Origin of the sequence: Affinundibacterium seohonense (assembly GCF_014284305.1) — a bacterium.
Taxonomy (GTDB): Bacteria; Pseudomonadota; Gammaproteobacteria; order Burkholderiales; family Burkholderiaceae_D; genus Undibacterium; species Undibacterium seohonense.
Window position 1 is genome coordinate 1 of record NZ_JACOFW010000019.1, and the last position, 13408, is coordinate 13408.

Annotated in this window: 14 protein-coding genes; 3 read left to right on the forward strand and 11 right to left on the reverse strand. The window is 44.8% G+C overall.

Annotation, left to right across the window (positions count from 1 at the left end):
• Positions 1 to 379: 379 nt before the first annotated feature.
• From flgL to flgB, 11 genes are all read right to left on the reverse strand, one after another.
• Positions 380 to 1588 carry a flagellar hook-associated protein FlgL gene (gene flgL / locus H8K52_RS15050; RefSeq protein WP_186923739.1) on the reverse strand — a complete coding sequence of 403 codons (1209 nt, stop codon included), beginning with the start codon at positions 1586 to 1588 and terminating at the stop codon, positions 380 to 382.
• 9 nt (positions 1589 to 1597) lie between these two features.
• Positions 1598 to 3919, reverse strand: coding sequence for a flagellar hook-associated protein FlgK (gene flgK, locus H8K52_RS15055; RefSeq protein ID WP_186923740.1), 2322 nt, complete (start codon positions 3917 to 3919; stop codon positions 1598 to 1600).
• Positions 3920 to 4070: 151 nt separating this feature from the next.
• Entirely contained in the window at positions 4071 to 4985 is a 915-nt protein-coding gene (gene flgJ, locus H8K52_RS15060; protein ID WP_186923741.1) for a flagellar assembly peptidoglycan hydrolase FlgJ, read from the reverse strand.
• A gap of 9 nt (positions 4986 to 4994) precedes the next feature.
• Positions 4995 to 6140 (reverse strand): flagellar basal body P-ring protein FlgI, encoded by a 1146-nt coding sequence (locus H8K52_RS15065; protein ID WP_186923742.1) that lies wholly within the window; start codon positions 6138 to 6140, stop codon positions 4995 to 4997.
• A 14-nt stretch (positions 6141 to 6154) separates the two neighbouring features.
• Positions 6155 to 6829, reverse strand: coding sequence for a flagellar basal body L-ring protein FlgH (locus tag H8K52_RS15070; RefSeq protein ID WP_186923743.1), 675 nt, complete (start codon positions 6827 to 6829; stop codon positions 6155 to 6157).
• A 45-nt stretch (positions 6830 to 6874) separates the two neighbouring features.
• Entirely contained in the window at positions 6875 to 7657 is a 783-nt protein-coding gene (gene flgG, locus H8K52_RS15075) for a flagellar basal-body rod protein FlgG (RefSeq protein WP_186923744.1), read from the reverse strand.
• A gap of 77 nt (positions 7658 to 7734) precedes the next feature.
• On the reverse strand, positions 7735 to 8475 hold the full coding sequence (gene flgF / locus H8K52_RS15080; RefSeq protein WP_186923745.1) for a flagellar basal-body rod protein FlgF: 741 nt from the start codon (positions 8473 to 8475) through the stop codon (positions 7735 to 7737).
• A 42-nt stretch (positions 8476 to 8517) separates the two neighbouring features.
• Entirely contained in the window at positions 8518 to 9864 is a 1347-nt protein-coding gene (gene flgE / locus H8K52_RS15085; protein ID WP_186923746.1) for a flagellar hook protein FlgE, read from the reverse strand.
• A 121-nt stretch (positions 9865 to 9985) separates the two neighbouring features.
• On the reverse strand, positions 9986 to 10654 hold the full coding sequence (locus H8K52_RS15090; RefSeq protein WP_186923747.1) for a flagellar hook assembly protein FlgD: 669 nt from the start codon (positions 10652 to 10654) through the stop codon (positions 9986 to 9988).
• A gap of 39 nt (positions 10655 to 10693) precedes the next feature.
• The gene (gene flgC / locus H8K52_RS15095; protein WP_186923748.1) at positions 10694 to 11101 is read right to left on the reverse strand and encodes a flagellar basal body rod protein FlgC; all 408 of its coding nucleotides are present in this window, start codon (positions 11099 to 11101) and stop codon (positions 10694 to 10696) included.
• A 5-nt stretch (positions 11102 to 11106) separates the two neighbouring features.
• Positions 11107 to 11514, reverse strand: a complete 408-nt coding sequence (gene flgB / locus H8K52_RS15100) for a flagellar basal body rod protein FlgB (RefSeq protein ID WP_186923749.1) — start codon at positions 11512 to 11514, stop codon at positions 11107 to 11109.
• Positions 11515 to 11753: 239 nt separating this feature from the next.
• Between flgB and flgA the strand changes: the two genes are divergently transcribed.
• The 3 genes from flgA to H8K52_RS15115 all read left to right on the forward strand — a co-directional run bounded on the left by flgA (position 11754) and on the right by H8K52_RS15115 (position 13400).
• Positions 11754 to 12467 carry a flagellar basal body P-ring formation chaperone FlgA gene (gene flgA / locus H8K52_RS15105; protein ID WP_186923750.1) on the forward strand — a complete coding sequence of 238 codons (714 nt, stop codon included), beginning with the start codon at positions 11754 to 11756 and terminating at the stop codon, positions 12465 to 12467.
• A 124-nt stretch (positions 12468 to 12591) separates the two neighbouring features.
• Positions 12592 to 12909, forward strand: a complete 318-nt coding sequence (gene flgM / locus H8K52_RS15110; RefSeq protein WP_315466936.1) for a flagellar biosynthesis anti-sigma factor FlgM — start codon at positions 12592 to 12594, stop codon at positions 12907 to 12909.
• A complete protein-coding gene (locus H8K52_RS15115) occupies positions 12906 to 13400 on the forward strand; it encodes a flagella synthesis protein FlgN (protein WP_186923752.1) in 495 nt (164 codons plus the stop codon). Before flgM ends, H8K52_RS15115 begins: the two co-directional genes overlap by 4 nt.
• The last annotated feature ends 8 nt before the right edge of the window (positions 13401 to 13408 follow it).

Below are 13408 nucleotides of genomic sequence, written 5' to 3' on the forward strand. Positions count from 1 at the left end.
GATCTTATTCTTTTCTACTTAAACTCACCCAAAGGTTTTTGTTTTTGCTACGAAGCGTTGTGTTCGTCAGCAGCAGAGAAACGAGATTATGCAGCACTTCTTTATTTCCGTCAACCCCCTGTTTTTTATTTCATTTAAATCGTTTTTACTTACTCGATTTAAACCTCAGGAACTCAACGACCAGCTACTTGCATTTCTCTTTTTTCACACCAGCATTTCTGCGGGAGGCGAACTATAGCAAGCCTCACTCCGATTTGGCAAGTCTTATTTGGATAAATTAAGTAAATTGTTTAGCTTTTTAGTTCCAGGGCCGAAAAATATTAGGGAACAATTGAATCAAAGGACTTAAAAAAACTTCTTTGATCAGTGGGCTGCAATATTAGTTAATGTAATTAAATAGTGAAAGAGAAGAAACCTTAACGAAAGATTGCTGTGCCGCTTGCAGTACAACTTGACTCTGGTTCAACTCCGTAATTGCCTTGGCATAATCCAAATCTTGAATACTAGACAATTCCTGCTTATACAATACCCCTACGCTATCCCCTGAACTATCCAATTCATCCAACTCACGCAGAGACATTCCAAAATTGGTGCGCGCAAGCAGTACATTCGACAATGATTTTTCTAGATTGCCATTTGCCTGATTCAGCGCCGCTTGCAAGTCCAATTTCCCAGCCGGCGAACTAGCAGGAGTTTGCAATGCGTTAATCAAATCGGTCAGTGTTTGAAAAATATCTTGATTGCCTGATTGAATTGAAAACTTATCGTTTGGGGCTGGCGCACCTGGAGAATTCGACAAATTGATATCTATGCCATCGATGGTGACAGTTTGCGGGCTAATATAGGCTGTGCTCGGCACAACCACAACACCTGTCGTCTTGTTCGTAACTGTAAAATTCAGTCCCGAATTGTTAAACGCAACTTCATAATTATTACCAGTCAAATTCGCAGCATTGCTAATCGAAGCAGTCGCAACAGCTTGCCCTACATTTGAAGGGTTAGCACGCACATTAAATTGCGCGTTCGCTGTGCGCACATTACCAAAAATCATCGAGCCAACCTCGCTAATTGGCAATTGTCTCGACGTATCCACTTGCAAAAAGCGTCCACCTTGGTCGCCATTATATTGAGCACCACCTTGGGTCTTGGTATATGGCACTGATGTCGATGAAAAACCACCAAACAAGTACGAATCAACCCCATCCGTTGAGTTCGCAAAGCCTATAATCTGATCTAGGTATCCTTGCAACTCTTTCGCAATATACCCTCGATCCGTATCGGATAATACGCCGCTACCAGCACTAACAATTAACGTTTTTACACTTTGCAATGACGTCGTAACATTGCCTAGGACATTCTCTGCCATACCCAAGCTGTTCATCGCGTTTTTACGATTTACCGCTAACTGATCATTCAAGGCAGAATTTTGAGAAATTACTAGGGCACGAGCAGAACCGATGGGATCATCAGCAGGAGTTAAGATTCTTCGCCCCGAGGACAACTGCTGCATATTTCGATTTAAATTTGATTGCAGCTCGCTGATACGTGATCCACCAGATTCATAAATGGTATTAGTACTTATTCGCATGACTCCCCCCTATCGCCCAACTGAAAGTATGATGTCAAATAATTGACTAGCAATTTGCATCAATTTGCCCGCCGCCTGATAGGCTTGCTGATATCGAAGTAAATTCGCAGCTTCCTCATCCAAATTCACCCCAGACTCAGATTGTTGTGCAGTAAGCGCTTGATTCAGTAAATTGGTTTCGGCAGCACTAGTAATTTCTAGCTCTCGCGACTTATTCCCCACCAAACTAACGAATTGTCCGTAGGCACCTTGGAAACTCGTAGTCCCAGAAATCATCGTATTCCGAGTTTGAAGATTTGCTAAATTAGTCGCATTACGATTATCTCCTGTGCCAGTCGGATTGGCCGCGATATTCACAACATCGCCGTTTACATAGTTACCAGAGACCACAAAATTCAAGCCACTAAAACTGATCGTTGACCCCTCGATATAAGGGACAGCCGCTCCCGCTAGATAAGTGGTACTTGAATTTCCATTTTTAACAGTAACGTTCGCACCTGCTGGGAAGCCGGTAAAATTATTCCCAACAGAGTTATAGGTCAACTGTGTTGGTGTAATCGGAATCGATTTAGCTAAAGTAAAAGTTTCGCCAGCAACCGGCGAACCAGGATTATCAGTAATAGAGAAACTAACACCACCATAAGCGATCTGCGCGCCACTCGTGTATGGAACGTTTACCACTTGCGGCGGAGTCGCCGTTGGCAAATTTGCTGCTGCAACTTGATAATTCGAGGTTACACCACCTAGCGTTACAGAAACTAAAGCACCAATTGGAAAGCCCGACAATGAATCTGGTGCAGTTGCAAACGTCAAATTTAATGGGCTCGCCAATGTGTTAGCTTGATAAGAGTCACCTACTGTGACAGCACTAATACTAGCATTTGCTGAGGTACTCGTAGAAGCCACAAGAGAATCAATCGCGCCCGAGGTAATTTTGCCTGTGCCTAAATTCGTCCTTGGGGTAGTCGTCGTCACCGCGACCGCTGCCGCTAGTTTTGAAGGATCGCTAACTAAAACCGAAATCGAGGAAGCAGCTAAGGCTGTGGGCCGGACTAAAAACTCATCATTGATATTCGGCTGTATTGGCGAAGGTGGCGCGCCGTTGTCCAATGTTAAGTTCAATGTAACACCGTCAACAGTGAATGGCAAAGTCTGTGAGCTCTGCGAAGTACCATCAGAAATTCGCGTTACCCTATAATAATTGGGAGCAGGACCCACTCCTGCCAAGTACTGAACACGATAATCGCTAGTACTTAAAGAACTAACATCTGAAAACGAGGCCGCAATATTTGCTGAGCTAGTGTTTGCGGTACTTGGAATGCTAACCGGCGAAGCAACTTGAAAGAAATCTCCGCCTTGCGCGCCATTTAAGTCTTGACCCATGCGGTGTTGCGCATTGAATTCCGTCGCGATCGAAACCGCTAGACGACCAAGCGAGTTACGTGTCACGTCCAAGGTATTGGAACGAAACGCCAACAAGCCTCCCAACTCACCACCACCTAAGCTTTTTTCATTGAGCGGAACAAAGCTACCATTATTCTCATAGGCAACCTGTGTGCGGCTAGGATCTGTTAAGGAATTAATCACCTGTAAATTACTGACCTGTGCACCAACGATCAATGGCTGCCCGGTGCCAATAAAAATATTATATTTATTATCCTCCTTCACCACGGACACGTTCACATACTTGCTTAGTTCACGTACTGCGTTGTCACGTTGGTCTAACAGATCATTTGGGGCAGAACCATCCGAAGCACTCTGAGCTCGTCCAATTGCGGTATTTAAATCGGATATTTGTTGGGCATAAAGATTGATACTTGTAACAGACTGTCCAATTTTATTGTTGACATCATCCTCTATTTGCTTAACCCGAGAGCCCAGGCTTTGAATTCTTGAGCTCAAAGAGGCACCAGCAGACACCACCGATTGCCTTGCCGCGGCGCCAGCGGTGCCATTTGGTGAAGCAGCCAGATTTTGAACTGAACTAAAGAAGTCTTGAATTCCTGGCGACACGCCTGTCGTTTGATCTCCAACCAGATTGTTAATCTGTTGAATTTGCATGGAATAAGTTTGAGCGTAACTCTTACTCGATTGAGTCGCAGTGACTTGTTGCCCAAGAAGCTCACTATAGACTCGGCGGATCTCACCAACCTTAACACCTTGACCGATGAAATTACCACCATCATTATTAGCTTGCGCGGCGCTTTGAAATAAGACTTGGCGACTATAGCCAGGGGAATTAGCATTCGCGATATTATGACCTGCAGTCGCAATGCCGAGCTGCGCAGCTGCTAGCCCACTTTGCCCGATACCTAAAATATTGGTCCCCATAATTCAGCCTATTCACTTAAAACCAGCAAGATTACAAAACTTACATCTAATGCCAAAACCCATCCAGGCACACTAAGTGCTACCGTCATCTAACTTATCGGGTAATTGATGGAAAACTTTAATAGTGGAAACGAGCGCGATACAAGACTTCCTACCCAGAAAATGACTGACGAATCACTTTACTTAACTTTTGGGCATATTGTGGATCTGTTGCGTATCCTGCTTTTTGCAATGCATGTGCAAATTGAGATGCATCTCCCGTATTTTGCATTACATTTTGATATCGAGGATTGTCGCTAATGAGTTTCGCATAGTCACGAAATGCCTCACTGTAATTACCATAAGCACGGAATTTCTCCACTTTTTGATAGGCAACACCATTAATATACTCAGTAGTTAAAGCATCAACTGTCCTACCTTTCCAATTGGCGTTGGCTTTAATTCCAAACACATTATGGCTAGTCGAACCATCAAGCGCCTTGATTTCTTTTTTACCCCAGCCACTTTCCAAGGCAGCCTGGCCTAGCATGAACTTTGCGGGAATACCCGTAGATTGACTGGCTAATTCAGCATGAACACCCAACTTTTGAGTAAATTCTTGTACATGACGGGAAGATGAATTGGACTCTATCGAACCAGTCGATGCCAAGATTTGGTCTGCTTGCAAACTATTCTTTTGTTGCTGTACATATTGATTGATGGCGCCCATTCCCCCCAGCGGAACCGTTGGCGCCTCTTCGGTTTGCAATACCTGTGACATTGCATTATTAGTCAGTTGACGTACCATTGCGTCCGCAAGGCCAATTCCCCGACTGGCCATTTTCTGTGATATCTGCTGATCCATCATCGATGTGTACATGCGACTTTGCTCATTATCAAACATGCCGCCTTCGCCACCACCTGCCTGGCGCATTGACTTCAACATCATATTAACGAATAAAGCTTCAAACTGTGTCGCCGCAGCCTTGATCGACTCTGCAGAATTATCTTTAGAAGAATGTCGTAAAGCATTCAAACTCTTGCTGTCGAAAGCAAGTTGCTCCGACATGTCTGTACGACCTATCATGTCAATTTCCTAGATAATTTCCAAATCAGCACGTAATGCACCAGAAGCCTTCATTGCCTGCAAAATTGCTAGCAAATCTTGTGGGGTTGCGCCAATCGAGTTGAGAGCCTTTACCACTTCAGAAAGCGATGCGCCCGCTTTCAACATAAGCAGCTGCCCCCCTTCTTTTGTAATGGATATATTGGAATTTCCAACACCTGCTGTCTGCCCATCAGTCAACGCATTTGGCTGGCTGACTGTATTGTCGGTACTTACGACAATACTCAAATTTCCATGTGCCACAGCACAATTTTCTAAACTTACCGATTGATTCATGACGATAGAACCAGTGCGTGCGTTAAGTATCACTTTTGCCGCCATCTGTGCTGGGGTCACATCAAGACTTTCGAGAGCCCCCAAAAATGCCACACGCTGATCATTGGCAAGTGGGGCTTTTACTTGAATTACACGCCCATCCACTGCCGCCGCCGTATTTGCCCCAAAACGAAGATTAATCGCCTCGACCACCCGGCTCGCAGTGGAGAAATCTGCCGTATTCAATTCCAACTGTATGCTATTGCCATATCCCAGTGCAGAGGGAACAGCGCGCTCCACTGTGGCTCCGGCAGAAATACGCCCAACACTCAAATGATTGACCTGCGCTTTACTACCATTGGACGAAGCACCAACACCACCAACCAATACATTTCCCTGTGACATTGCATAAATTTGATTATCCGCACCTTTTAACGGGGTCATCAATAAAGTGCCACCTTTTAAGCTCTTCGCGTTACCCATGGAAGACACTGTGACATCGAGAGTTTGACCGGGCTGCGAAAAAGGAGGCAAAGAAGTCGTTACCATCACCGCCGCCACATTTTTTAATTGCAAACTTGTCCCAACCGGAATCGTTACCCCCATTTGCTGCATCATGCTAATAATACTTTGCACGGTAAATGGTGTCTGCGTGGTTTGATCGCCGCTACCATCGAGCCCAACGACTAGCCCATATCCCATCAATTGATTTTGCCGTACGCCCTGAATACCAGCCAAATCTTTCAATCGTTCCGCACAAACTGGAGAAGCAACAAATAGGCTCGCCAATACCAAGACGAAAATGCGTGAACACAACAACTTACTAACTCTGGCGAATCGGTTGAATTGATCGTTTTCCATCATATTCTCTCTTATTAAAATGGCAGAAAACTTAAAAAGAAGCGCGTTAATAATGAATTGGCTTCCGCCAAGTCGATCCTCGAAGTCGAACGATATTCAAAGCGTGCGTCAGCAACCTGCGTAGAGGACACCGTGTTTGCGGCATTGATTGCTTGCGGACTGACGACACCTGAAAAGCGGACATATTCCGCCCCTTTATTAAACGCAATTTGCTTTTCACCACTGACAAGTAAATTTCCATTTGGCATCACATCAACAACTGTTACAGCGATGGTGCCGGTGAAAGAATTACTCGCAGTCTCTGCGCCCTTTTCATCAAACTTGGTCGACGCACTAGTCGACAAGGATGCTTTAGCGGTGGTCGTGCCGGGTATTCCAAAAATCGTTGGCGCCTCAAAGGAAGCAGCCCCAGCTTTACTTCCTGAAGATGCTGCCGCCTTGCCGGCGGAAGTATTTTCACTAATAGCGATTGTCAACACATCGCCAATGAGTCGCGCTTTGTAATCTTCAAACAGGGGACGATAGCTCGATGCTTGAAAGATTGCCCCATTTGCTTCGCGTTGCGCTTTTGCTGTCTGTGGATGCACCATTGTCGGTTGATGCACAATTGGTGCAGGAGTAATCGCGCATGCGGATGCCAACAAACCAGCAGCAACAAGGATTAAAATTTTCCACACTGTCATTTTCATACCTCAACTCACACATTACGACTTAATTTAATTAAAACGGTATCGCTACAATTGTGACAAGCGTTGCAGCATCTGATCGGAAGTCGTAATGGCTTTACTATTTATTTCATAGGCTCGCTGCGTCTGAATCATGCTGACAAGTTCTTCAGCGACATTCACATTCGAGGTCTCAACAAATGACTGCACAATCAATCCCGCACCATTTGTCCCTGGCGTGTTCGTACCAGGATTCCCAGATGCTGCAGTTTCGACATACAGATTTTCACCCAAACTCATCAAGCCAGCCGGATTAATAAACGTCGCCAACTGAATGGAACCAACCTGCGTTGGGGCCGTTGACCCTGGCTGAGTGACGGAGACTGTGCCATCACGACCCACAGTAATACTTTGCGCATTAGCTGGAATGGTAATCGCTGGCTGAATCACAAATCCACTTGACGTCACCATTTGTCCCTGACTATCCACCTGAAAAGAACCGTCACGGGTATAACCAGTACTACCATCTGGCATTAATACTTGAAAGAAGCCCTGTCCATTAATCGCCAAATCTTTATTGTTGCCAGTTTGCTGTAAATTGCCTTGCGTAAAAATACGTTCAGTAGCAACAGGCCGGACACCAACGCCCAACTGCAAACCCGAAGGTAATTGCGTTTGCTGTGAACTTTGAGCGCCAGGCTGACGAATATTTTGATACAACAGATCTTCAAAAACAGCGCGGGAACGCTTAAATCCTGTCGTACTTACGTTCGCCAGATTATTACTAATGACATCCATCTGCGTTTGCTGCGCATCAAGTCCCGTTTTCGCTATCCATAATGACCGTATCATTTTTTTCTCCAAATCAGCCTACAACGCCATCCATGATTCATGACTGTAGCTTTGACTGTATTGTGCTACTAATTTTTCTAACTCAATGCCAAGATCTGACTGGCTTTTGTCGCATTGCTCTCGGCATTGGTCAACAATTTCATTTGCAGTTCAAACTGTCTTGCGAGATTAATCATCGTCACCATAGATTCGACGACATTGACATTACTCCCCTCCAACATACCTCCAGCAACCGTAACCGCCGCATCAGCGTCTGGGGCATTACCGTCCGTAGTTTTAAATAGACCATCAACATCTCTAACTAAAGTTGCCTCTGGTGGATTAACGAGTTTTAAACGGCCGATAACTTGGACGGCATTTGGCTTAGTCCCCATAGGAATGCTTGAGATAGTTCCATCCTTGGCTATTGCAATCGTCACCTCTGGTGGAATCGTAATTGGCCCACCATCGCCAATCACATTTAACCCAGATTGCGTTTGCAAAATGCCGTTTTCACTGACCTTCAAACTGCCGTGGCGTGTCAATTTTTCAGTCCCATCCTCAGCCTGAACTACCAACCAACCCTTCCCCTGTATCGCCACATCTAAATCACGACCCGTCATTTGCATACTTCCAGTAGAAAAATCCGTGCCAACCGTCGCATCAACAACAAATGCTCTGGTAGGCAAGCCTTCACTAATCACTGGCACAGCACGAAAAGAATCAAGCTGACTACGAAAGCCCGTCGTGGTTGAATTTGCGAGATTATGCGAGGTCGTAGCCTGTTGTTCCAGGATATGTTTTGCCCCAGTCATGGCGGTATAAATTAATCGATCCATCGCATACTCCCGCTATCCTTCATCACTAAAATCTACTTTTGCTTATCGCAAATTCACCAATGTTTGCAATACCTGATCCTGCGTCTTAATCGTTTGTGCGTTTGCTTGATAGACGCGCTGAGCCGTAATCATATTGACCAATTCGCCTGTCAGGTCGGTATTGGAATCCTCCGTTGCACTTGACGTTAAGACCCCTAAACTTCCCGAACCAGGAGTACCAATTAGTGCGGTGCCAGATGACGACGTTTCATTCCATTGATTGTCACCTAAAGATTGCAAGCCATTTGGATTTGTAAAATTCGCCATCGCCACTTGCCCCAATACAGCTGTTCGACCATTGGTATAACTGCCAACAATTGTGCCGTCCTTTGACGTATTGAATTTCGATAATTTTCCTGACGTATAGCCATCTTGCTTAACTGCATTCACACTAAATTCGGAGCCGTATTGTGTCGTACCAGTCATGTCATACTTAATAGTGGGCGCTGAAATCGGTGACACAGCACCTGTCGATACTGGAATCTCAATTGCAATTGCACTTGGATCTGTTGCTGAAAAATTGGTCACCGCACCTATCAGCTTGCCAAATGCATCAAAATTAATTGTACCGACAGCGTTAGTCTGCGCTGGGGCAGCCTCTGTACCTAAGATCAACTGACCATCAACTGCCGCAAAGATATCCCATTGTGCTGCAGTTGGTGGCACCGTTACTGGAGGCGTGCGGCCTGTTGGAGAATTATCGACGCGCACAAAAAAAGTTTGAAGCACATGCGAATTACCCAAACTATCAAATACCGACACCGACGTTTGTCTGTTATAAGAATTCGGTTCCGTCATTGAAAAAGGAATAGGCGTGACACTCGGCGGAGATACCACTGTCCCTGGCGCCAAAAGCCGCGAATCCAAATTCAACTTAGCACTGACAGTATCCGTTTGTTTCGGCGCGATATCACTCGTATTGATATTTAATGGCACCGCAGCGCCGGTCGACAACGCACCGTTAACATCCGCCCCATAGCCAGTTAATTGCGCCCCTTGCGCATTGACGATGAAGCCGTTTTTATCCAGAGAAAACTGACCGTTTCGACTGTAAGTAATCGCGCCATTCGTTGACATACGAAAGAATCCAGCCCCGTTAATCGCTAAATCTAGGGGATTATTCGACGAACTAATATTCCCCTGAGTAAAAAGCTGCATCACACTCTGCACTTTCACACCGATACCGACACTATTTCCGCCTGCACCACTGAGTGAATTCGCATACACATCCGCAAACTGTGCTTGCGCCATTTTAAAACCGACGGTACTCGCATTTGAAATGTTATTCCCGATCACATCCAATTGTTTTGACGTCGCGTTCAAGCCGCTCAACCCTTGCTGAAAACTCATGACATTTCTCCTCTATTTTGCATGTAGCGCACACACTTTGGATGCCAACATGACCAATGACCAACAAATTTTTTTCACAACACAACATGAAATCTCAAACTACAACCATCCGACAAACTCATCAAAACACTTGCCTTACATCCGTCATAGCAACGTCACCCATATTCAAAATACTTAAGGTTGTTCCTTGACTACCAAAGGCCACACTCGAAACCAATCCAAAGGAAAATGGTGCAACCTCAATTTTTTTACCGCCCGAAGTTGCCACTACTTCAAAAGAATAATTGCCATTCACAGCATTTGTTCCGGCATCCGTCTTGCCGTCCCACCCCAAAGAATTGAAGCCACTCGTCAAATAGCCGGGATCAAGCTTTCGCACGACGTTGCCGCTTGCATCTTTCACCAAAACCTCGACCTTGTCCGCGGATTGCGTAAGATCGAATCCAAAAACTGACTTACCATCTTTCAATTCCAAAGTACTACCCGGCACCACCACACCATGACCAATCATGCTTGCTGCCTGCAAATTTTGACTTCCTTGAAAACTGGCAGCGATGGCGTTCATACTGTCGTTTAGTTTGTCAATTCCGGTGACAGTTGATAATTGCGCCAATTGACTAGTCACTTGCGCATTATCCAGAGGATTCAAGGGATCTTGATTCTTCATTTGCGTCACGAGCAATGTCATGAAACGATCTTGCGCCTCTTGTGCAACAGATTTTGCGCCTTTATTTCCGTTCATTGTATTGAGCAAGCTAGGATCAACGGTTTGGGTATTAATCGTACTCATCATTTTTTCCTTAAAAATTTAATTGCTGCGCAACGCGGATTAAGACTGACCAATCGCCAAGGTTTTCAAGAGCATGGTTTTCGCTGCATTCATGGTTTCGACATTGGTTTGGTATGAGCGCGAAGCAGAAATCATATTCACCATTTCTTCCACCACATTCACATTCGGCATCGACACATAACCTTTTTCATCAGCCAACGGATGCTTGGGGTCATACATTAATTTTGGTGGATTTGGATCTTCAACGACCTGTGTCACTTTGACACCCGTCGTCGCGGGATCCTTCGTTTGTACAGCACTAAATATGACGTGCTTGGCCTTATAAGCCTGTCCATTTGAACTGGTAACACTATCCGCATTTGCCAAGTTACTAGACACCACATTGAGCCGCTGCGCTTGCGCGCTCATTGCAGAACCAGATACATCAAAAATAGTAAATAGAGACATGATGGTTACCCTTGAATCGCTGACAATAAGCCTTTGATTTGCATGTTAATTAAAGTTAAGCTAGCTTCATATTTCAATGCATTTTCTGTGAACGCATTGCGCTCAACATCCATATCTACCGTATTGCCATCGATATTTCCTTGGACTTCTTTACGGTAAGCTGGCGGCAATCCAGCCACCGTCCCAGCTTGGCTAAAATGTGCAGCAGCAGTTTTGCTCAAATCTCGCGCCGCACCAGTCTTACCCAAGGCTGCGCTCATCGCCGAACCAAAATCGATATCACGCGCTTTATAGTTTGGCGTGTCAGCATTGGCAATATTCGATGCTAACAATTGTTGGCGTTGACCACGCACGGACAATGCAAGCTGATGAAAGCGCATATAATCGTCTAGCTTATTCACTGTATTCTCCATTCTCACCTGCTGTCATCACACCAATTACCGCCGCTACATAAGCCAACTATGCAATCAAACTGACGGTTTTCCTTAAGATGCATAATAAAACTCCGAAGTCCAGTTTGATCTGCCGATAAAAGACAAAAAAACCCATCTATTCTCCCGATAGGCTTTCGTGCCAAAGCCTACAATCACTCTCTAGTATTACTGCTCATGAAATCATGCACAGTCCATTACGCGAAATAAGCAGAGAATCTATGAAAAATATCAGTCACATGCGCTTAGTATTAACATGCATCTTTCTGGGAATGACTGTCTTGCCGGTCGCACATGCACAACTCCCAGTTACTACAATTAAATTAAGTCAAATCACGCAAGAAGCAGAAAAATTCTTGCAACAACAAACCCTTAATCTCAACCATCAGATTGAAATTAGTATTAAGCCGATTGATTCACGATTGAGATTACAAGCCTGTGAACAATTAACAAGTTTTCTCCCACCAGGTGCGAAAGCCTGGGGCAAAGTCACTGTGGGCATTCGTTGCAACAGCCCCAAACCGTGGACGATCTACGTGGCAGCACAGGTAAGAGTGTTTGGCGACTACTTTGTCACCAAGAATGCTATTAGTTCTGGACAAATCATCACTGAACAAGACATCGTTAAAGTTCATGGGGAACTTAGCAGTCAAGCTCCAGGCGTCGTTATGCAAACACAAGCGGCGGTTGGAAAAACCATGTTGGCCAGCGTTCCCGCCGGTGTCAGTGTCAGACTGGATATGTTCAAATCCTTGCCAGTGATTCAACAAGGTCAGAACATTAAAGTCATTAGTCAAGGCGTTGGATTTCGCGTCTCAAATGATGCTATCGCTGTAAATAGTGCAAACGAAGGGCAAATTGCGAGAGCAAAGACGACAGCTGGACTACTCATTAGTGGAATTGCCCGCACCGGGGGAATTATCGAAGTGCAGTAAACACCATACAAAAAGCTATTTAAACAATCGATCAGAGAATTATTTAAATAAGGTTAAAGTTTAAAAATAGCGAGCCGTTATAATGGTTGTAGATGTATGTAAATCCAACCTCAGAGGTAACATCGTGAAAATTAATGACTCCTTAAACTCAACCCAAGGACTACCAAGTAGTCCGGCAACACCAAGGGCTGACAAAGCTGGGGATAATAGTGCGAAGGTGACGACAACACCGTCAATTAATGTACAAATCTCCCCTATGTCTGTGCAGTTACAAACGATGCAACGCACGCAATCAAGCGGCGCCGTTTTTGAAGCAAAAAAAGTGGAAGAAATTAAATTAGCCATAGCTGAAGGCCGCTTTCAAGTCGATGCTGAGAAAGTGGCAGATGGCTTATTAGAAACCGTTAAAGATTTACTCAACGCCAGAAGACAACCGACATGAACGATTTTTTGACAAATACCGCGCGACTACAGGAAATTATGGATCTAGAGATTCATGCGATGCAATCGTTGATTCAAATCCTGGAACAAGAGCAATTGGTATTAGTCAATAATGAAGCTGAGAAATTAGAGTCAATTACGCCAATTAAAAGTCAGTTGTTAGCCAAGCTTGTTGAGTTAGAGAAAAACCGCGCCTCGACTTTATCGCAACTTGGCGTCAATAATGATGCGGCAGGTATACACGGACTATTCAGTGACAGCAGGATCAATAGTCAACTGAAAGAATCATGGCATCAGCTCTTAAAAGTCTCAGCTGATGCGCAGGAACAAAACCGGACAAATGGTTTACTCATCAATCGCCAACTCAACAAAAATCAAGCTACCCTCAACGTTCTCCAATCTGGAAATAGCCATCAAGCAGGTTCCATGTATGGCGCTGACGGCCAATCTAAATTAAAACCAAGTACTGGTCGAGGTATTGTGGCCGGATAATTTTTTGG

Excerpts from the sequence above, each read along its gene's own strand:
- flgL (WP_186923739.1), bottom strand. The coding sequence starts at position 1,588 with ATGCGAATAAGTACTAATACCATTTATGAATCTGGTGGATCACGTATC.
- flgA (WP_186923750.1), top strand. The coding sequence starts at position 11,754 with ATGAAAAATATCAGTCACATGCGCTTAGTATTAACATGCATCTTTCTG.
- flgB (WP_186923749.1), bottom strand. The coding sequence starts at position 11,514 with ATGGAGAATACAGTGAATAAGCTAGACGATTATATGCGCTTTCATCAG.
- flgG (WP_186923744.1), bottom strand. The coding sequence starts at position 7,657 with ATGATACGGTCATTATGGATAGCGAAAACGGGACTTGATGCGCAGCAA.
- H8K52_RS15070 (WP_186923743.1), bottom strand. The coding sequence starts at position 6,829 with ATGAAAATGACAGTGTGGAAAATTTTAATCCTTGTTGCTGCTGGTTTG.
- H8K52_RS15065 (WP_186923742.1), bottom strand. The coding sequence starts at position 6,140 with ATGGAAAACGATCAATTCAACCGATTCGCCAGAGTTAGTAAGTTGTTG.
- flgJ (WP_186923741.1), bottom strand. The coding sequence starts at position 4,985 with ATGATAGGTCGTACAGACATGTCGGAGCAACTTGCTTTCGACAGCAAG.
- H8K52_RS15115 (WP_186923752.1), top strand. The coding sequence starts at position 12,906 with ATGAACGATTTTTTGACAAATACCGCGCGACTACAGGAAATTATGGAT.
- flgK (WP_186923740.1), bottom strand. The coding sequence starts at position 3,919 with ATGGGGACCAATATTTTAGGTATCGGGCAAAGTGGGCTAGCAGCTGCG.
- flgE (WP_186923746.1), bottom strand. The coding sequence starts at position 9,864 with ATGAGTTTTCAGCAAGGGTTGAGCGGCTTGAACGCGACGTCAAAACAA.
- H8K52_RS15090 (WP_186923747.1), bottom strand. The coding sequence starts at position 10,654 with ATGAGTACGATTAATACCCAAACCGTTGATCCTAGCTTGCTCAATACA.
- flgF (WP_186923745.1), bottom strand. The coding sequence starts at position 8,475 with ATGGATCGATTAATTTATACCGCCATGACTGGGGCAAAACATATCCTG.
- flgC (WP_186923748.1), bottom strand. The coding sequence starts at position 11,101 with ATGTCTCTATTTACTATTTTTGATGTATCTGGTTCTGCAATGAGCGCG.